Raw genomic sequence first — 17,989 nt, forward strand, 5'->3', positions numbered from 1 at the left:
GGGTTAGTCCATCTGCTCCAGGCGGTATCCCAGCATGCGCAGGGTCGTGATCTCGACCTTGGACTTGACGTGGTTGATCTTCTTGCGCAGGAAGCTCGCGTAGGCCTCGGCGGAGTTCTCGTTGACCTCGCCGTCGGTGCCCCACACGCGCGTGAGCAGGTCCTGCTTGGAGACGATGCGGCCGGGGCTGCTCATGAGCATGCGCATGACCTCGAACTCCTTCTGCGAGAGGTGCACGTGGCGCTCGCCGCAGGAGAGGTCGTGGGTGTTGAGGTCGAGCTTGAGGTCGCCGAAGGTCACCTCGTCGAGCATGACCTCGCCCTTTCTGCGGGTGAGGGCACGCACGCGAGCCTTGAGCTCCTCGGACTCGAAGGGCTTGGTCATGTAGTCGTCGGCGCCGCAGTCGAGGCCGGTGACCTTGTCGGCGGTGGACGTCTTTGCCGTGAGCATCATGACCGGCAGGTCGTGGCTGTCCTTGCGAAGCTTGCGTACGATCTCGAAGCCGTCCATGCCCGGCAGCATGACGTCGAGGATGACGGCGTCGTACAGGCCGCTCTCGGCGAAGGCGAGGCCGGTGGTGCCGTCGTAGGCGGCCTCGGTCTTGTAGCCGTCCTCCTCGAGGATGTGGCAGATGGCGTCAGCGAGGTTGCGCTCGTCCTCAACGACCAGAATGTTCATGGTGACCCCTTTCCTAGGCTTTCCACGAATCATACGAATCGCTCTGAATCGGCTCTGAAGGTTCCTGAAAGCGCAGCTACATTCATGCAATCTGCATCTTCCGGCAACGGTGAGAGCCGTGCTCCCAATTAGTTGTACCAACAATTATTATGTGCTCCTACCGTGGCGTTCGGTGCCTTCGCGTCATGGCGTACCCCGTTCTCTCTCTGGAGGTCTTGTGGAGAAAGGGGGCAGATCCCCGCGACCCGCGCAAAGTGGCGCGGAGTTCTGCTTCCAACGCCTGGTCGTTTGTCGTAATATGAACAGCTGCTTGTTTGGCTTTGCGGCGCCACGCCAACCCATGCTCGCGCCGCTCGAATGGAGGAGTTTTCATTGGCAGTCAAGATCCGCCTGGCCCGTCACGGTGCCAAGAAGCGTCCGTACTACCGCGTCGTCGTCGCCGACGGCCGCATGCCGCGTGACGGTCGCCACATCGAGGAGGTCGGTCGCTACAACCCGCTGACCACGCCGAAGACCATCACCCTCGACCTCGAGAAGATCGACGAGTGGATCGCCAAGGGTGCCCAGCCCTCCAGCGCCGTGTCGCACCTCATCGACATCGTCCGCGCTGGCGACGAGCCCGCGCCCGAGAAGAAGGTCAAGATCTCCAAGAAGGCCGCTGCCAAGGCCAAGGCCGCTGCCGAGGCTGCTGCCGCCGAGGCCGAGAGCGCCGAGTAGCGCATGGCCGCCGATCAGCAGGCCACGGACTCCGCGACGGAGGAGGAGCTGCCCAGCGACCGCATCGCGGACCTGGTGGAGCTTATCGTCTGCGGCCTCGTCGACGACGAGGACTCCGTGTCCCTTGACGTGACCGACCGCGAGGGCGGCACGCTCATCGAGATCGAGTGCGCCGAGGCCGACGCCGGCAAGGTAATCGGCCGTCACGGTCGCCAGATCAAGGCCATTCGCACCATCGCGCGCGCCCTCGGGCAACGCGTCGGCACGTCTGTCGACGTCGAGGTGCTTGGCTAGACCGTGGCAACCGGATACAGGGTCATAGCCCGCGTCGCCAAGGCGCACGGGTCGAAGGGGGAGGTCGTGGCGGTTCCCGCCGGCGGCCTTCCCCCTCTTTTGTCCGAGGGCCTGCAGGTGGCCGTGGTGCCGCCCGAGCTCAAGGGAAGCCGCTGGCACACGGTCGAGGCCGTCGAGACCTCGGGCGCGGGCCAGCTCGTGGCGCTCTCGGGTGTCGAGGACATCGGTTCCGCTCGCGCCATCGCCGGAAAGTCGCTGCTTGCGGCCGAGTGCGACCTCCCGGCCGACCTCGCGGCCCACGACCCCGAGCGCCTCGTGGGCCGCGCGGTCACCGACGCGAGGCTCGGGTCCCTCGGCACCATCACCGACGTCATGCTTGGGCCCGCCAACGACGTTTGGGTCGTGACCGGCGAGCGGGGCGAGACCCTCGTTCCCGCCGTGTTCCAGATCGTGGGCGAGGTCACCTATGGTGAGGTTCCCATCGAGGTGAGGCTCCCCGTGGGCCTCGCGCCCGGAGACGAAGGCTTGGGGGAGGTCCCGGCACCCGCACTGGACCCAATGCCCGAACCAACCGCGACGCCTGAGGAGGAGAGCTAGCGTGCCCATGCTCGTCGAGGCCCTCTCAGTCTTTCCCGGCGTGTTCGACGCCTACCTCTCCGCCTCCATCATGGGGCGCGCCCAGGCGGCCGGCGTCTTCGAGTTCCGCGCCCACGACCTGCGCGACTGGACACACGACCGGCACCGCACGGTGGATGACGCACCCTTTGGCGGTGGCGCCGGCATGCTCATGAAGCCCGCGCCCATCTTCGAGGCCGTTCGGGCCATCAAGGGGCTGGACCCGCGCCCCGCGCGCGTGGTCTTCTTCACGCCGGTGGGTGCTCCCTTCACGCAGCGCGTGGCCGAGCGCCTCTCGGGAGAGGAGCGGCTCCTGTTCGTCTGCGGACGTTACGAGGGCATGGACGAGCGCGTCTACGAGCTCGCTGACGAGTGCCTCTCGCTGGGCGACTACGTACTCACGGGCGGCGAGCTCGCCGCCATGGTCGTCACCGACGCCGTGGCACGGCTGCTTCCCGGGGCGCTCGGGGACGAGATGAGCCCCAAGGACGAGTCCTTCTCGACGGGGCTTCTCGAGTACGCGCAGTACACGCGCCCGGCGGACTATGATGGGAGACCGGTTCCGGAGGTCCTGCTCTCGGGGGACCATGGTGCGGTCGATGCCTGGCGGCGTAGGAACGCCATCGAACGCACGGCCCGCTGGCGCCCCGACCTGCTCGCGAGCGCCCCGCTCACCATAGAGGAGCGCGCCTGGGCGGAGGGGCTCGTGGCGTGCGCCGCTGCCGAGGCGCCTGGCCCTTCCGGAGAGCTGGCGGCCTGGACGGATGCAACGGAGAGGGGAGAGGCGCATGGCTAGGGGTGGCGGCTTTCGCGGCCTTCTCGAGATCGTCGTGCTCGTCGTCGTGGCGCTTGCCGCGGCGTTTCTGCTGCGCACCTTCGTGGCCGAGCCCTTCATCATCCCGTCGGGCTCGATGGAGGACACGCTCAAGGTGGGCGACCGCCTCGTGGGCGAGAAGATCACGTACCGCACCTCCTCGCCCAAGGTGGGCGACATCGTGACCTTCGAGGACCCGGAGAGCCCTGGAACCATTCTCATCAAGCGCGTCATCGCCACCGAGGGCCAGGTCGTGAGTCTCCAGGGCGGCAAGGTCGTGGTGGACGGCGTGGCGCTCGACGAGCCCTACACCGAGGGCAAGCCGAGCGAGGCCCTCGACCGACACTCCGCCGTGCTTGCCGAGAACGTCTCATATCCCTATACGGTGCCCGCGGGATCGGTCTGGGTGATGGGCGACAACCGTACCAACTCGCTCGACTCGCGCTACTTCGGGGCCATCCCCGTCTCGAGCATCACCTCGCGCGCCGTCTTCGTTTTCTGGCCGCTCGAGGACCTTGGGGCCATCTAGCGCCCGGGCATACGTCACCTTCCGCTCGCCCACCCGGGCGGGCGTTTCGTTGCACTTCTGATTCGCACTCCGTAAACCCACGCGGGACTGCCGCGCGACACGAGGAAGGCAGGATGGCATGGTCAAAGACGCCCTCACGTTCCAGGACATGATTTTGGCCCTCGAGCACTACTGGGCTGGGCATGGTTGCACCGTCATGCAGCCGTATGACTCCGAGGTGGGGGCCGGCACGTTCCACACGGCCACCCTCCTGCGCTCGCTGGGCAAGGCTCCCTGGCGCACCTGCTACCCGCAGCCCTGCCGCCGCCCGGCCGACGGCCGCTATGGCGAGAACCCCAACCGCCTGCAGCACTACTACCAGTTCCAGGTGCTCATCAAGCCCAGCCCCGCTGACTCGCAGGACCTCTACCTGGGCTCGCTTGCCGCCATCGGCCTCGACCCGGCCAAGCACGACGTGCGCTTCGTCGAGGACGACTGGGAGAGCCCCACGCTCGGTGCCTGGGGCCTTGGCTGGGAGGTCTGGCTCGATGGCATGGAGGTCACTCAGTTCACGTACTTTCAGCAGGTGGGCGGCATCGAGTGCGACCCGGTGCCCGTCGAGATCACCTACGGCCTCGAGCGCATCGCCATGTACGCGCAGGGCGTGACAAGCGTCTACGACCTCGTGTGGAGCCACCTGCCCGACGGCACGCCCATGACCTACGGCGACGTCTTCCTCGAGAACGAGCGCGAGTTCAGCGCCTACAACTTCGAGGTGGCCAACGTCGAGATGATGCGCCAGAGGTTCGACGACTACGAGCGCGAGTGCCACGCCTGCCTTGAGGCAAACCTGCCGCTGCCGGGCTATGACTGCGTGCTCAAGTGCAGCCACGCCTTCAACCTGCTCGACTCGCGCGGCGCCCTCTCGGCCACCGAGCGCGCCCACTACATCCTGCGCGTCCGCACCGTGGCCAAGGCCGCCTGCGAGTGCTACCTCGCCAACGTCGCTGCCAAGGAGGGCGAGGGTGCCCGGGGTGCCCAGCCCCAGAAGGGGGAGGTGGCCTAGATGGCCGAAACCCGTGACTTCCTGCTCGAGATCGGCACGGAGGAGATGCCCTCCGCACCGCTCAACAACGCTGTGAAGCAGCTCGGCAAGCTCGTCACCTCAGGCCTCAAGGAGGCCGGCCTGTCCCACGGCGAGGTCCGCGTCGTGTCGAGCCCGCGCCGCCTGGCCGTGCTCGTCGACGCCGTGGCCACCGCTACCGACGAGGTGCACGAGGTGCTGCGCGGCCCCGCCGCCAAGATCGCCTTCGATGCCGACGGCAATCCCACCAAGGCCGCCGAGGGCTTCGCCCGCAAGAGTGGCGTGAGTGCCTCCGAACTCGTACGCCGCTCGGACACCGACGGCCGCGAGTACGTCTTCGCCGAGCGCAACGTCGCCTCGAAGCCAGCCGAGCCCATCCTCTCGACGCTTTCCGGGCGCGTCATCTCCTCGCTCGAGTGGCCCAACTACCGAAGCCAGCGCTGGGGCTCCATGCACGAGACCTTCGTGCGCCCGGTGCGCTGGATCTGCTGCCTGCTCGGAGCGGACGTTGTGCCCGTGAGCTTTGCCGACGTCACGAGCGGCAACATCACGCGCGGCCACCGTGTGCTGGGTCCGGGCGAGCACGTCGTCGCTGAGCCCGCCGCCTACGTGGCCACGCTCGAGGCCGCACACGTGCTTGCGGCCGAGCGCCGAGAGCAGGTCATCCGCGAGGGCATCGCCAAGGTCGAGGCCGAGCTGGGCGTCCGCGTCGACACGCCCAGGAAGGTCTTCGACGAGGTCGTGAACCTTTGCGAGTGGCCGACGGTACTCGTGGGCCACTTCGACGAGGAGTTCCTCGCCGTGCCCAACGAGATCATCTGCGACTCGATGCTCTCCAACCAGCGCTACTTCCCCACCTACGACAAGGACGGCAGGCTCACGCGCGCCTTCGTGGTGGTCTCCAACGCCGACCCGGCCGTCTCCGACACCGTGGTCGACGGCAACGAGCGCGTGGTGCGCGCCCGTCTCGACGACGCCAAGTTCTTCTATGAGGAGGACCTGAAGCAGCCGCTCGAGGCCTACCTGCCCAAGCTCGAGAAGGTCACCTTCCAGGAGAAGCTCGGCACGGTGCGCCAGAAGGCCGAGCGCATGGAGCGCCTCGCGCCGGTCGTTGCGCGCGAGTGCGGCCTCGACGAGGCGCGCCAGGCCATGGCGGCGCGCGCGGCGCTGCTCGCCAAGGCCGACCTTGTGACGCAGGCCGTGGTCGAGTTCACGAGCCAGCAGGGCGTCATGGGCGGCTACTACGCCGCGGCCGCCGGCGAGCCCGCCGAGGTCTCCGAGGCCATCCGCGACCAGTACCGTCCCCGCTTCGCCGGAGACGAGCTTCCGTCCGGCCCCGTGGGCATCGCCGTGGCCGTGGCCGACAAGCTCGACACCATCTGCGGCATGTTTGCCATCGAGCAGCCACCCACCGGTTCGTCCGACCCGTTTGCCGTGCGCAGGAGCGCCATCGGCGTGATTGCGATGCTGCGCCAGGCCGGCCAGGGCAGCCTCGCCGCCCTTATCGACGCCTCGCTCGACGCCTACGCCGCGCAGGGCCTCGAGTTCGACCGCGCCAAGACGGCCGAGGGCGTCCGCCGCTTCTTCGAGGGTCGCCTCGCTGCCATCGCGCGCGACGAGGGCGTCTCGCCGGACACCATCGAGGCCGTCTCGGCCGCCGGCGTGATCGACCCGGCCGAGTTCATGCTACGCGCCCATGCCCTCGAGGACGCCCGCACGAACGACCCCGAGCTCTTCGACGACCTGGCCACCGCCTACGCCCGTGCCGCCCACCTCGGCGACGCCAAGCTCGGCACCGAGGTCGACGGGGCGCTTCTCGGCGAGGCCGAGCAGTCGCTGCTCTCCGCCGTGGACGCCGCCTCCGCGAGCGTGTCCGATAAGCTCGCCGCCGGCGCCTACGCCGAGGCCCTCGCCGCGCTCGCAGCGCTTCGCGAGCCGATCGACCGCTTCTTTACCGACGTCCTCGTCATGGACGACGACCCCAAGGTGCGCGACAACCGCCTGAGGTTGCTCAACCGCTTCGCCTCAGTCTTCGGTGACGTCGCCGACATCGGCGCTCTTGCCCGCAAGAAGTAATTATTTTTTGGCATGAGGACCTGCGGCGAACGACCGCGGGCCCTCATGCCATCTATGGCTTCTTTGATACCGTCTGAGGAATATCCCCCATTTTTCAAATCAATTGGATATAAATCATGTACCTTCTAATGGGGGGGGCTTCTTGATTGGAGCAGCCATGAAGGTCAAAAAAGCTTTGCTTATCGCTATCCTGCTTTCTGTTGTCTTAGTCTTTTGTTTCACTTCTAATTTTAAGTTTATTAAAGGTCGTTTCTTCAAAGTGAATAGTAATGGTCATACGTACGGTTCGGTCTCTGACCTGCATCCCCCGTCTGGCATTACTAGGGCTGCACTCTCTGAGTACTACCCAGATTTAATTCAAGTCGAGTTAGCTGATGGTTCAATTGGCTTCATTACAAAAGAAGATTATCTTAACCTTGAGGTATCGAGTCCCGAGATCGCTATCAATTATATGAATAATGGGGGTGATAGCAGTGATATAGAGGTCATTGATTTGAACGAGAATGTTATTGGTGTTCTCGGAAGCTGACAATGGAATGGAATAAACAATGAAAAGAAGGTGCGTTCTTTTAAGTTCCATTATCGTAATACTATCTTTTGCGCTCCCTGTTTTTGCTTTTGCTGCAAGCGGTAATTTAGTCAAAACAACTTTTAGGGGAGTTAATTATAAGGCAAGTGCTAATATTTCACGCTCATCTTCTATGGCAACAGCTCATGTGTCCGTGGTTGCCGATAAGAGTCTTCCGGCAGGGCATATTGGTGCCACATCTTATTTATATAAAGGTACATCTGTTGTCGCTATAAATACAACCTATTCCTCAAGAGCCACCTCTGCGGTCACGAGCTCTTGTAGTGATGCGTATCAGGCAGCTACTTGTTATGCAAGAGGTTGGATGCGCATTTGGGATACCTCTTCTTCTTCTTACATTATCGTTGATGTTCCGAGAACCCCAACTCTTGCGAGGTCCTCAATAAAAATAACGCATGGCTCTAATCTCAACGGAAAAACTTTCGGTTCAATACTAAATTGTTCAACTATCAGTGATTATCCAGATTTAATTGAGGTCATAACTAATGAAAATGAAATGGGCTATATAAATAAAAGTGACCTTTTAATTGAGGAGCCTGATTCCCCAGAGGAAGCTCAAATCACTGGTGAGGGCAAGCAATCAATTAAGATCATAAATGCTTACGATTATAATGAACATTTAATCGGTACATTTACACTCAGTTTTGGAAATAGTGTTGATTAACACCTCTTTAATTGGATTTTATAGGTAATGACGTCAACACAACTGGCCGCCGATGACCATCGACGGCCTTTTACTTGTTGATTGATAGAGAAGCGGTGCCGGTTGGCCCCTTTCCAGAATCAAGTTTCGAGGGGTAATATGGGGGCATCAAGGTCGCTTGCCTGCCCGCCGCCCGTCGGCCGGGCCTTTGAAGGGGGTTTCCGGTGAAGGTTACGTTCGACCAGCTTGGCGGCGAGGGCGCTACCCGCGAGGACGCCGCCGTCGTCTTCGTCATCTCCGACGCGCTCGGCGACGCCGCCCAGAGCGTCGTCATCTCTGCCGCCTCGCAGTTCTCCGACGGCGCGGTCCGCGTCGTGCGCCTCTCGCAGATCAAGTCCGCCGACGAGGTTCGCGACTACTTCGACGCCCACGACGAGGACTTCGTCTCCACGGCCGTCTTCCACTCCATCGTCGATCCGGTGCTTCGCCGCTTGGTGAAGGCAGTGCTCAACGAGCGGGGCATCACCTCGGTCGACATCCTGGGTCCGGTGGTCCAGATCCTCGCCGGCCTCACGGGCGAGACCCCCAAGAACATCGCGAGCGCTCATCACCGCGTCGACTCGCGCTACCTGCGTCGCGTTGCCGCCATGGAGTACTTCGTCGACCACGACAACGGCAAGAACCCGCAGGACCTGGGCGAGGCGGACGTGGTGCTCGTAGGCCTCACCGGCTCCGCCAAGTCGCCTCTGGCCATGCACCTCTCCTTCCTCGGCTACAAGGTCGCGAGCGTCTCGCTCGATCCGGGCCGTACGGTTCCCGAGGAGCTCGCGAAGGTTGACCCCAACCGCGTCTTTGGCCTCGAGGCCACGACCGACGTGCTCGCGACCGCGCGCGTGCGTGACGCCAAGGGGCAGCAGCGCCACGAGGTCCTCGCCGAGATCGAGGCCGCCCAGGAGGGCGCGCGCAGGGAAATGGAGCGCCTCGGATGCGAGCGCCTGAGCGCCGACAACAAGACCATCGAGGAGCTCGCGAGCGACATCATCTTCAAGGTCGAGGGCGAGTAGCCGGTGGCCGTGGGCCTCGACATAATCACGAGACAAGACGCCGAGCGGCGGGAGCACGAGATGCTCTCGCCGCTCGCGGCGTTCTCGGACGCATCGGTGGGCAGGCTCAAGCCCGAGGACCCCGACCCGCTTCGCACCTGCTACCAGCGCGACCGCGACCGCGTCATCCACTGCAAGGCCTTCCGGCGCCTCTCGCACAAGACGCAGGTCTTCCTTGCCCCCGAGGGCGACCACTACCGCACCCGCCTCACGCATACCCTCGAGGTCTCTCAGATCGCCCGCAGCATCGCCTCGGCGCTCCACCTCAACTGCGACCTCACCGAGGCCATCGCGCTTGGCCACGACCTCGGCCACACGCCCTTCGGCCACACGGGGGAGGGCGCACTCTCGCATGTCATGGCCCGCTGGCGCGGCATCGATCCGGACTTCGTCGAGGGCCGGCACCTCTTTCGCCACAACGAGCAGAGCGTGCGCGTCGTGGACCTGCTCGAGCGTGACGGGCGGGGCCTCAACCTCTCGCGCGAGGTGGTGGACGGCATCGTGTGCCACACCGGCTCGCAGCGCGCGGCCACGCTCGAGGGACGCGTCGTGGCGGTGTCGGACCGCATCGCCTACGTGAGCCACGACATCGAGGACTCCATCCGCGCGGGTCTGCTCTGCGAAGAGGACCTGCCGGACGCCCCGCGCGCCGTGCTGGGCACCACGTCGACCGAGCGCATCTCCACCATGGTGCGCGACCTCGTGCAGACGAGCGCCCGGGTGGGCGACATCCGCATGAGCGACGAGGTGTGGGAGGCCATGATGGAGCTCCGCTCGTGGCTCTTCGAGCACGTGTACTCGATGAGCGACGCCAAGGTGGAGGAGCCCAAGGCCAACCACCTCGTGCAGGAGCTCTTCATGTACTTCATCGGCCACCTCGACGAGGTGCCGCCGGAGTACCGCCTCCACGACTCCGACGCGCCCGAGGTGCAGGTGGCCGACTTCATCAGCGGCATGACCGACCGCTATGCCATCCGCGTGTTCGAGTCGCTGCGCGTGCCGAGGGCCTGGCGGCGCGTGCGCTGAGGGTGACGTGGTAGGTTGGGGCAGCGCTCCCGCTTCCACCGATGCCGTCGCCGCGAACGCGCAGGCGTCCCTACAGAATCTGCTTGCATGACCGGGGATGCTCGGCTAGACTAACTCCTTGTGTGTAAACCCCACGTACCCCCGCAGGGCGGTGGTACCTCTGGGCAGAGAGACAAGGAAAGCAGCATGGACTACATCCGCGCAATCGAGCGTCAGCAGATTCGTGAGGACATCCCCACGGTCATCCCGGGCGACCACGTCAAGGTCCACTACCGCATCAAGGAGGGCGACCGCGAGCGCATCCAGGTGTTCGAGGGTGACGTCATCCGCATGAGCGGTGGCTCCTCCCGCGAGACCTTCACGGTCCGCAAGGTGTCCTTCGGCGTCGGCGTCGAGCGCACCTTCCCGCTCCACTCGCCCAAGATCGGCAAGCTCGAGGTCGTGCGTCATGGCGACGTCCGTCGTGCCAAGCTCTTCTACCTGCGCGACCGCGTGGGCAAGGCCGCTCGCATCCGCGAGAAGCGCGACTAGAACCCAAGCGTCAAGCTCATGCTGGAGCCGCTCCGAGCCGTCGGGGCGGCTCCTCCCGTATCTGGAGGAACCATGCCCAGCGCACGACCGCATCCCGCAACTGCGGCAGAGATCTCGGCGACGCTCGCCGAGGCGGGCGCAGAGGAGCTGCCCGTCCTGCTCGAGCGCTACGCCGACGACCCGCGAGCCCAGGTGAGGCGCGCCTGCGGCGTGGCGCAGCGCCGCGTGGCGCGCGAGTCGGCCGAGCGCGAGCGGGTCGAGGGCATGTACACGCTCATGCGCGAGCTGGGCGGCGACGGCCTCGTGCTTGGCCTCGACGAGGTGGGGCGCGGCTCCGTGGCCGGTCCCGTGACCGTGTGCGCAATTGCACTGCCCGACGAGCCCAAGGTCTGGGGAGTCAACGACTCCAAGCAGCTCACCCCCGCTCGGCGCCGCCAGCTGGCGGCCACAATCTCGCAGGTGGCGCTTGCGAAAGGCATCTGCCACGTCCCACCCGAGCGCATCGACGAGGTGGGGATGGCGCGGGCGCTTCGCGAGGCCATGCTCGGCGCCATCGCCGACACGGGGGGGGAGCCCGACGCCGTGCTCATTGACGGAAACCCGCTCCACATCCACCCGCGCGAGCGGGCCCTCGTGAAGGGCGACGCCCGCGTGGCCTGCATCGCCGCCGCGAGTATCGTGGCCAAGGTCACGCGAGACGAGCTCATGGAGGAGCTGGGGGAGCGCTACCCGGGCTATCACCTCGCGGAGTCCAAGGGCTATGCCTCTCCCGAGCACATCGCAGCGATTCGCGCGCATGGCCTCACGCCCTGTCACCGCGCGAGCTTCTGCCAGAACTTCCTCGAGACGGAGCGGCTGTTCTAGGTGATGGTCCCCTAACTGCGCTTTTACGCCTGTGGGCGTCCTTGGTCGGTTGTTTTTCGGCGCTCGCCTCCTGCTTCCGAATGCAAGTTACGAAACTATACAGCCCCTCTACCTCGCGTGTTGGGTTTGTGTCGGCGGGCTGTCGGGTCTGTGTCGGGTCCGCCTGTCAGAATGTCTCCCACGAATGGTCGTGGGAAGGAGCGTCATGTCTGACAGGTGGAGGAGGGCGAGCGAGCTCACGCCCAAGGAGCTCGGCCAGGTGGGGGAGCACGTCTGCGCGCGCTGGCTTGAGCGGCGCGGCTGCGAGGTGATCGAGCGCAACTGGCGCTGCGCCCGCGGCGAGGTCGACATCATCGCAGACGACGACGGGGCGAGGCTCTTCGTCGAGGTCAAGACGAGGCTTGCCCTCGACGGCCGGCGCGTGGTGCCCGAGCTCGCCGTCGACGAGCGCAAGATTGCCCGTTACCGTGACATGGCCCTCATCTACCTGGCGGAGAACCCTGAGGTGGAGAACGTCCGCTTCGACGTGGCGGGCATCAGCGTGGTGGCGGAGCGCTGCGCGCACGTCCACTACATCGAGGGCCTCTGGCTGGGGACGCTCTGATGGGCGCCTTCGCGGTCCACGCCGCGGTGCTTCGCGGCACCGAGGCCATCCCGGTCACGGTCGAGGTTGACCTGGGCGGTGGCATCCCGGGCATGACGGTGGTGGGCATGCCGGACTCCGCGGTGCTCGAGGCGCGCACGAGGATACGCTGCGCCCTACGATCGTGCGGCTTCGAGAACCCGCGCCTGCACGCCACCGTGAACCTTGCGCCAAGCGACGTGCGCAAGAGCGGCACGGGCCTTGACCTGCCCATCGCGGTGGGGATGCTCGTGGCGACGGGCCAGGCGAGCCCGCGCGGGCTCGACGGCTGTCTCTTCGTGGGGGAGCTCGGGCTCTCGGGAGACTGCTGCGGCGTGCGCGGGGCCATGGCCTACGCGCTGCTCGCCCGCGACCTCGGGCTCTCGCTCGTCTCGGCGCCCGAGCTCGCTCGCGAGGCCGCCTCCGCCCGGGTGGAGGGGTGTGCCTGCGTGGGGTTGCCGTCGCTCTCGGCCCTTCGCAAAGGCGTGGACGCGCTCGACGAGGCGGTGGCAGCCCCGGAGGATGTAGCCGTGGTGGCCGCCTCGCTCGACTACGCGGACGTCGTGGACCAGGAGGCCGCCAAGCGCGCGCTTGTGGTCGTGGCCACGGGGTCGCATGGGATGCTCATGATGGGCCCTCCCGGCGCCGGAAAGACGATGCTCGCGCGGCGGCTGCCCACGATACTTCCCCGGCTCGACGAGGACGAGCGCCTCGAGGCCATGCTCGTCCACTCGGTCTCGGGCGCCTCCGTCGAGGAGGTGGCGGCCGGCATCCGGCCGTTCAGGGCCCCGCACCACTCGGTCTCGCGCGCCGGCCTCGTGGGCGGCGGCCGGCCGGTCTCGCCGGGCGAGGCCTCGCTCGCGCACCGGGGCGTGCTCTTCCTGGACGAGCTTCCAGAGTTCGCGCCGAGCGTGCTCCAGGCCCTGCGCCAGCCCATCGAGGACGGCGAGGTCTCCGTCGTGCGCGTCGAGGGCACCTACCGCTTTCCCTGCGCCTTCCAGCTCGTCACGGCGGCCAACCCCTGCCCCTGCGGCCATGCCGGAGACCGGGGGCACCCCTGCCGCTGCACGCCGCAGGAGATTGCGCGCTACCAGGGGCGCATCGGTGGCGCCCTGCTCGACCGCATCGACGTCTTCGTCGACGTGACGCGGCCGCAGGCGGGCCGCGTCATCGAGGGCGCGGGCGGCACCTCGTCGAACGAGATGCGCGAGCAGGTGCTAGCAGGCAGGGAGTTCGCCTCGTGGCGGTCGGCCCGGACGGAGGCTGCGGGCGCGGCCCGTGGCGTGGCCTCCGGCACTCTCACGCCCGACGCGGCCCTCATGCTCGAGCGCATGGCCGAGCGCCTATCGCTGGGCGGCAGGGCCATCGCGCGCACCGCCCGCGTGGCCAGGACGATCGCAGATCTCAAGGAGTCCGAGCTCGTGGGGCCTGCCGAGGTGGCCGAGGCCTGCTCGTACCGAAGCAGGCTCGGCGGCGGGGAGGGGAGCGCGGATGCCTAGCGCACGACACGCTCGGCTCTTCTCGAGCCTGCCCCGCTGGGAGCTCTCGCTTGGCAACGATTCCTTCCCGGCACCGCTTCGCGACCTCGAGGGGCGCGTCGACACGATCCGCGGCATCGGCAGCACCCAGGCCCTCGAGGGGCCCTGCATCTCCATCGTGGGCTCACGGAAGGCGACGCCCTACGGCCTGGCGTGCGCGCGCATGGCGGGGCGCGTCGCCGCAGAGTGCGGCATCACGGTGGTCTCGGGAGGCGCGGTGGGCTGCGACTACGAGGCGAGCCGCGCAGCGCTCGACGCGGGTGGCAAAACCGTCATCATCCCCGGCTGCGGGGCTGACCGTCTCTACCCCTCATCAAGCGATGACATCTTCTGCGACGCCGTGGAGCGCGGCGGCGCCGTCGTCTCCATCGAGCGCTGGGGCGCGCCTCCCACGCGCTGGACCTTCGTGCGGAGAAACGACGCGATCGCGGCACTCTCGCAGTCGCTGCTCGTCTGCGAGGCGGGCAGGCCCTCGGGCACCTTCGGCACGGCAACCACGGCGGCCAATCTGGGGCGGCGCGTCTATGCCGTGCCCGGCTCGATCTTCTCGCCCCTGTCCCGGGGCACCAACTGGCTCATCGAGTCCGGCGCCTCCGTCGTGGCCGACGCCGAGGCCCTGGAGTCGCTCGTCTCGCTCGACTACGGAAGGCTTAGGCTGGTCTCGCCCGCGCCGCCCCAGCAGCGCGGAACCCTCCTCGATGCCCTCGTGGCCTCGCCGCTGCCCCCCGACGACATCGCGGCGCACCTTGGCCTTGACATGCCGACCACGCTCGTCACCCTGGCCGAGCACGAGGCGGCCGGGCTCGTGGAGCGCCTGCGAGACGGCAGATTCGCGCCTACCAAGGCGGCCCTGCTGGGGCAGAATGGGTAGCTACGCATGCTTTTCGAGGGCCGGATGGCCAAAGGAGGAGAGATGGGCAAGGACAGCTTCGTGACGGTCGTCGGCGCGGGTCTTGCGGGCAGCGAGTGCGCCCTGCAGCTTGCGAGGAGGGGCGTGCGGGTGCGCCTCTGCGAGCAGCGCCCGCTCGCCACGACCGAGGCGCACCACACCGACGGCCTGGCCGAGCTCGTCTGCTCCAACTCCCTCAAGGCCACGCGTCGCGACTCCGCGGCGGGCCTGCTCAAGACCGAGCTCGAGCTTATGGACTCGGAGCTGCTCGCGTGCGCGCGCGAGGCGGCCGTCCCCGCCGGTGGGGCGCTCGCCGTCGACCGCGAGCGCTTCAGCGTTCTCGTGGGCGAGCGCGTGGCGGCCGAGCCCAACATCGAGCTCGTGCGCAGCGAGGTCACCGAGGTGCCCGAGGGCCAGGTCGTCATTGCGGCGGGCCCGCTCTGCTCGGACGCGCTGGCGGCCAGGATATCCGAGCTCGTGGGTGCGGGCTCGCTCTCCTTCTTCGACGCCGCGGCGCCCATTGTCGACGCGGACACTATCGACCGCGCGGTCGCGTTCACGCAGTCTCGCTACGAGGAGGCGGGCGAGGGCGACTACCTCAACTGCCCCATGGACAAGGCCGAGTACGAGGCCTTCATTACTGAGCTCGTGGGTGCCAGGCGCGTCGTGGCCAAGGACTTCGAGCAGCGCGACCTCTTCTGTGCCTGCCAGCCGATCGAGGAGGTGGCCCGCACGGGCCTGGACGCCGTGCGCTTCGGCGCAATGAAGCCGGTTGGGCTCGTCGACCCCAGGAGCGGACGCCGCCCGTGGGCGGTCGTGCAGCTTCGTCCGGAGAACGCCGCCCACACGGCCTACAACCTCGTTGGGTTCCAGACCAACCTCACCTGGCCCGAGCAGCGCCGCGTCTTTCGCATGATCCCAGGCCTCGAGGGGGCGGAGTTCTTCCGCTACGGCGTCATGCATAGGAACTCCTTCGTCGACGCGCCGCGCGTGCTCGACGGCACGTTTGCCGTGCCGGGCACCCAGGTGCGCCTCGCGGGGCAGATCTGCGGCACCGAGGGTTACACCGAGGCCATTGCTTCGGGCCTCCTAGCGGCGCTCAACACCTTCGCCGATGTCTCGGGGCTTGAACACGCGCACCTGCCCGAGACGGGTGCCCTGGGCTCGCTCGTGGCCTACGCCACCAACCCCGAGACCTCGCCCTACCAGCCCATGCACGTGAACTTCGGCATCGTGCCGCCACTTGGCGGCCCCAGGCTCAAGAAGCGCGAGCGCTACGCCGTCTACGCCGACAGGGCCCTCGCGGACCTTGCGGCCTACGTCACCGAGAGGGGAGACCTCTTTGGCGGGCGCTAGGGAGTGCGTCGGCGACTCGGTCACCGAGGCCGCCGAGGCCCGGGGACGGGCGCAGGGGGAGTTCGCCCGTCACGTGGAGGACTACCTCGCCTGGTCCAGGGACGTGCGCAACCTCTCGCCCAACACGCTGCGCGCCTACGCCACCGACCTCGAGGCGTTCCTCGCGTGGTGCGTGCGCGAGGGCGTGGACCCCATGCACGTCGAGCACCGCGAGCTCAGGTCCTGGCTCGCCGAGCTCTCCGTCGCGGGCTACTCGGACGCCACGATAAACCGGCACCTCTCGGCCGTCCGCACGCTCTACCGCTGGATGATTACGCGCGGCGACACGGCCGAGGACGCCGCCGCGGCCGTCCAGAGCCCCAAGATGGGCAGGCGCCTGCCCAAGACGATGTCGGACTCTGACGTCTCGCGGCTCGTCGCCGCGTGCGAGGGCGACGCCGCCGGCATCCGCGACCGCGCCATGGTGGAGCTGCTCTGTGCCACCGGCGCGCGCATCTCCGAGCTCTCCGGCCTCGACGTGGATGACGTCGACCTCGCCGAGCGCCAGGTCACGCTCTTCGGCAAGGGGTCCAAGGAGCGGATCGTTCCGGTCTATCCCAAGGCGGTCGAGGCCGTGCGCGCCTACCTGGGGCCCGCCAGGCGCGAGCTTGCGGACATGGCCAAGGCCCCCGCACCCAGCGAGGATGAGCGGCGAGACCGCCAGCGGGCCCTCTTCCTCTCCGCCCGCGGACGTCGCATGAGCGCGGCGGCCCTACGTAGGCGCTTCGAGCGCCTCATTGCCGAGGCCGGGCTCGACCCGGCGCTCACGCCGCACGCCATGCGCCACACCTTCGCCACGGAGCTCCTCGAGGGCGGGGCCGACCTCAGGAGCGTGCAGGAGCTCCTCGGCCACGCGAGCCTCTCGACGACGCAGATTTACACGCACCTCACCACGGAGCGCCTCAAGGCCGCCGCCCTCCAGGCGCACCCGCGCGCCTCGTGAGGCTCCGCCATATGGTGCCCGTGTCCACACCCCACGCACGCCTCGCGACGGCCGCATCCCGTCTCGCACTGCGGCGCACCCGCCCTGCATCAAACCCGCACTTGCGAAGCCCCGCCAGTGATGGTATCCTGTCCAATCGCTGTGCAAACGCCCAGCTCCACTACACACGCGCTGCGACCCAACGGCCACGGTGCCCGCGAGAGCGGGTGGCCCCAGGGGATGACCGGCGCGGAGGCCAAACCGATGGAAAGGTAGCACCATGGCAGTGAAGATCAATCTCAACACCCTGCTCGAGGCCGGTTGCCACTACGGCCACCAGACCCGCCGCTGGAACCCCAAGATGAAGCCGTACATCTTCGGCGAGCGCAACGGCATCTACATCCTCGACCTCAAGCAGACCATCCTCGACGCCGACCGCGCCTACACCTTCCTTAAGGACACCGCGGCCAAGGGAGGCAAGATCCTTTTCGTCGGCACCAAGAAGCAGGCCCAGGAGCCCGTCGCCACGCAGGCCACCCGCGCCGGCATGCCCTACATCAACCAGCGCTGGCTCGGCGGCGTGCTCACCAACTTCGTGACGATGCGCTCCCGCATCGACCGTATGGAGGAGCTCGAGCGCATGGTCGAGGACGGCTCCATGGCCCTTCGCGGCAAGAAGGAGCAGTCCGTGCTCACCAAGGAGCTCGAGAAGCTCCAGCGCAACCTCGGTGGTGTCCGTGACATGAAGCAGCTCCCGCAGGCGCTCTTCGTCATTGACTCCAAGCGCGAGGAGCTCGCCGTGCGCGAGGCCAACCGCCTGCACATCCCGGTCGTCGCCCTGCTCGACACCAACTCCGACCCCGACGTCATCGACTACGGCATCCCCGCCAACGACGACGCCATCCGCTCCGTCGCCCTCATGACCGAGCTCGTCGCCGACGCCATCCTCGCCGGCACCGGCAAGGAGCAGATCACGGCCGAGGAGATGGCCTCCGGTGCCACCACCCCCGCCGTCGACGCTGAGGCCGCGCCTGCCGCCGAGGCTCCCGCTGCCAACTAGCTCGTAAGGCTTCGGTAAGCG

General features: G+C 67.0%; 20 protein-coding genes. 19 read left to right on the plus strand and 1 reads right to left on the minus strand.

Going from position 1 to position 17,989, the window contains the following annotated elements; all coding sequences use genetic code 11:
* Positions 1 to 3: 3 nt before the first annotated feature.
* Positions 4 to 678: a response regulator transcription factor gene (locus EFAMC1_RS05310; RefSeq protein ID WP_154053272.1), complete on the minus strand. Its 675-nt coding sequence runs from the start codon at positions 676 to 678 to the stop codon at positions 4 to 6.
* Positions 679 to 1,050: 372 nt separating this feature from the next.
* On the opposite strand from EFAMC1_RS05310, the gene rpsP reads away from it, so the two are divergent.
* The 19 genes from rpsP to rpsB all read left to right on the plus strand — a co-directional run bounded on the left by rpsP (position 1,051) and on the right by rpsB (position 17,968).
* Positions 1,051 to 1,395, plus strand: coding sequence for a 30S ribosomal protein S16 (rpsP, locus tag EFAMC1_RS05315; protein ID WP_154053273.1), 345 nt, complete (start codon positions 1,051 to 1,053; stop codon positions 1,393 to 1,395).
* 3 nt (positions 1,396 to 1,398) lie between these two features.
* The gene (locus EFAMC1_RS05320; RefSeq protein ID WP_154053274.1) at positions 1,399 to 1,689 is read left to right on the plus strand and encodes a KH domain-containing protein; all 291 of its coding nucleotides are present in this window, start codon (positions 1,399 to 1,401) and stop codon (positions 1,687 to 1,689) included.
* Positions 1,690 to 1,692: 3 nt separating this feature from the next.
* Entirely contained in the window at positions 1,693 to 2,286 is a 594-nt protein-coding gene (locus EFAMC1_RS05325; RefSeq protein WP_154053275.1) for a ribosome maturation factor RimM, read from the plus strand.
* Positions 2,287 to 2,293: 7 nt separating this feature from the next.
* On the plus strand, positions 2,294 to 3,100 hold the full coding sequence (gene trmD, locus EFAMC1_RS05330) for a tRNA (guanosine(37)-N1)-methyltransferase TrmD (RefSeq protein WP_154053306.1): 807 nt from the start codon (positions 2,294 to 2,296) through the stop codon (positions 3,098 to 3,100).
* A complete protein-coding gene (gene lepB, locus EFAMC1_RS05335; RefSeq protein ID WP_222838653.1) occupies positions 3,093 to 3,647 on the plus strand; it encodes a signal peptidase I in 555 nt (184 codons plus the stop codon). The genes trmD and lepB overlap by 8 nt, the downstream gene beginning before the upstream one ends.
* Positions 3,648 to 3,765: 118 nt before the next feature.
* Positions 3,766 to 4,692: a glycine--tRNA ligase subunit alpha gene (locus EFAMC1_RS05340; RefSeq protein WP_154053277.1), complete on the plus strand. Its 927-nt coding sequence runs from the start codon at positions 3,766 to 3,768 to the stop codon at positions 4,690 to 4,692.
* Positions 4,693 to 6,786, plus strand: coding sequence for a glycine--tRNA ligase subunit beta (glyS, locus tag EFAMC1_RS05345; RefSeq protein WP_154053278.1), 2,094 nt, complete (start codon positions 4,693 to 4,695; stop codon positions 6,784 to 6,786). It abuts the gene before it with no gap.
* Positions 6,787 to 6,928: 142 nt separating this feature from the next.
* Positions 6,929 to 7,315, plus strand: a complete 387-nt coding sequence (locus EFAMC1_RS05350; protein ID WP_154053279.1) for a hypothetical protein — start codon at positions 6,929 to 6,931, stop codon at positions 7,313 to 7,315.
* Between the two features lie 19 nt (positions 7,316 to 7,334).
* Positions 7,335 to 8,039 carry a hypothetical protein gene (locus tag EFAMC1_RS05355; RefSeq protein ID WP_154053280.1) on the plus strand — a complete coding sequence of 235 codons (705 nt, stop codon included), beginning with the start codon at positions 7,335 to 7,337 and terminating at the stop codon, positions 8,037 to 8,039.
* A gap of 203 nt (positions 8,040 to 8,242) precedes the next feature.
* Positions 8,243 to 9,082 (plus strand): kinase/pyrophosphorylase, encoded by an 840-nt coding sequence (locus EFAMC1_RS05360; RefSeq protein ID WP_154053281.1) that lies wholly within the window; start codon positions 8,243 to 8,245, stop codon positions 9,080 to 9,082.
* A gap of 60 nt (positions 9,083 to 9,142) precedes the next feature.
* Positions 9,143 to 10,147, plus strand: coding sequence for a deoxyguanosinetriphosphate triphosphohydrolase (locus tag EFAMC1_RS05365; protein WP_374110257.1), 1,005 nt, complete (start codon positions 9,143 to 9,145; stop codon positions 10,145 to 10,147).
* Between the two features lie 186 nt (positions 10,148 to 10,333).
* Positions 10,334 to 10,678 carry a 50S ribosomal protein L19 gene (rplS, locus tag EFAMC1_RS05370; RefSeq protein ID WP_154053283.1) on the plus strand — a complete coding sequence of 115 codons (345 nt, stop codon included), beginning with the start codon at positions 10,334 to 10,336 and terminating at the stop codon, positions 10,676 to 10,678.
* A gap of 72 nt (positions 10,679 to 10,750) precedes the next feature.
* A complete protein-coding gene (locus EFAMC1_RS05375) occupies positions 10,751 to 11,542 on the plus strand; it encodes a ribonuclease HII (protein WP_154053284.1) in 792 nt (263 codons plus the stop codon).
* Between the two features lie 205 nt (positions 11,543 to 11,747).
* On the plus strand, positions 11,748 to 12,146 hold the full coding sequence (locus EFAMC1_RS05380; protein WP_187324574.1) for a YraN family protein: 399 nt from the start codon (positions 11,748 to 11,750) through the stop codon (positions 12,144 to 12,146).
* Positions 12,146 to 13,663, plus strand: coding sequence for a YifB family Mg chelatase-like AAA ATPase (locus tag EFAMC1_RS05385; protein ID WP_154053286.1), 1,518 nt, complete (start codon positions 12,146 to 12,148; stop codon positions 13,661 to 13,663). Before EFAMC1_RS05380 ends, EFAMC1_RS05385 begins: the two co-directional genes overlap by 1 nt.
* On the plus strand, positions 13,656 to 14,573 hold the full coding sequence (locus EFAMC1_RS05390) for a DNA-processing protein DprA (RefSeq protein ID WP_154053287.1): 918 nt from the start codon (positions 13,656 to 13,658) through the stop codon (positions 14,571 to 14,573). Before EFAMC1_RS05385 ends, EFAMC1_RS05390 begins: the two co-directional genes overlap by 8 nt.
* A 42-nt stretch (positions 14,574 to 14,615) precedes the next feature.
* A complete protein-coding gene (trmFO, locus tag EFAMC1_RS05395) occupies positions 14,616 to 15,947 on the plus strand; it encodes a methylenetetrahydrofolate--tRNA-(uracil(54)-C(5))-methyltransferase (FADH(2)-oxidizing) TrmFO (protein ID WP_154053288.1) in 1,332 nt (443 codons plus the stop codon).
* Positions 15,934 to 16,929 carry a tyrosine recombinase XerC gene (locus EFAMC1_RS05400; protein WP_154053289.1) on the plus strand — a complete coding sequence of 332 codons (996 nt, stop codon included), beginning with the start codon at positions 15,934 to 15,936 and terminating at the stop codon, positions 16,927 to 16,929. Before trmFO ends, EFAMC1_RS05400 begins: the two co-directional genes overlap by 14 nt.
* Positions 16,930 to 17,188: 259 nt before the next feature.
* Positions 17,189 to 17,968: a 30S ribosomal protein S2 gene (rpsB, locus tag EFAMC1_RS05405; RefSeq protein ID WP_154053290.1), complete on the plus strand. Its 780-nt coding sequence runs from the start codon at positions 17,189 to 17,191 to the stop codon at positions 17,966 to 17,968.
* Positions 17,969 to 17,989 lie beyond the last annotated feature (21 nt).

The sequence above is a fragment of the Olsenella uli genome, assembly GCF_901212675.1.
In the GTDB taxonomy this organism is placed as follows: Bacteria; Actinomycetota; Coriobacteriia; order Coriobacteriales; family Atopobiaceae; genus Parolsenella; species Parolsenella uli_B.

Bases quoted from the DNA above. Each gene is read 5' to 3' on its own strand.
- EFAMC1_RS05365 (WP_374110257.1), top strand. From the start codon at position 9,143: ATGCTCTCGCCGCTCGCGGCGTTCTCGGACGCATCGGTGGGCAGGCTC.
- EFAMC1_RS05385 (WP_154053286.1), top strand. From the start codon at position 12,146: ATGGGCGCCTTCGCGGTCCACGCCGCGGTGCTTCGCGGCACCGAGGCC.
- lepB (WP_222838653.1), top strand. From the start codon at position 3,093: ATGGCTAGGGGTGGCGGCTTTCGCGGCCTTCTCGAGATCGTCGTGCTC.
- trmD (WP_154053306.1), top strand. From the start codon at position 2,294: ATGCTCGTCGAGGCCCTCTCAGTCTTTCCCGGCGTGTTCGACGCCTAC.
- rplS (WP_154053283.1), top strand. From the start codon at position 10,334: ATGGACTACATCCGCGCAATCGAGCGTCAGCAGATTCGTGAGGACATC.
- EFAMC1_RS05380 (WP_187324574.1), top strand. From the start codon at position 11,748: ATGTCTGACAGGTGGAGGAGGGCGAGCGAGCTCACGCCCAAGGAGCTC.
- glyS (WP_154053278.1), top strand. From the start codon at position 4,693: ATGGCCGAAACCCGTGACTTCCTGCTCGAGATCGGCACGGAGGAGATG.
- EFAMC1_RS05320 (WP_154053274.1), top strand. From the start codon at position 1,399: ATGGCCGCCGATCAGCAGGCCACGGACTCCGCGACGGAGGAGGAGCTG.
- EFAMC1_RS05390 (WP_154053287.1), top strand. From the start codon at position 13,656: ATGCCTAGCGCACGACACGCTCGGCTCTTCTCGAGCCTGCCCCGCTGG.
- rpsB (WP_154053290.1), top strand. From the start codon at position 17,189: ATGGCAGTGAAGATCAATCTCAACACCCTGCTCGAGGCCGGTTGCCAC.
- EFAMC1_RS05340 (WP_154053277.1), top strand. From the start codon at position 3,766: ATGGTCAAAGACGCCCTCACGTTCCAGGACATGATTTTGGCCCTCGAG.
- EFAMC1_RS05310 (WP_154053272.1), bottom strand. From the start codon at position 678: ATGAACATTCTGGTCGTTGAGGACGAGCGCAACCTCGCTGACGCCATC.
- EFAMC1_RS05375 (WP_154053284.1), top strand. From the start codon at position 10,751: ATGCCCAGCGCACGACCGCATCCCGCAACTGCGGCAGAGATCTCGGCG.
- trmFO (WP_154053288.1), top strand. From the start codon at position 14,616: ATGGGCAAGGACAGCTTCGTGACGGTCGTCGGCGCGGGTCTTGCGGGC.
- EFAMC1_RS05355 (WP_154053280.1), top strand. From the start codon at position 7,335: ATGAAAAGAAGGTGCGTTCTTTTAAGTTCCATTATCGTAATACTATCT.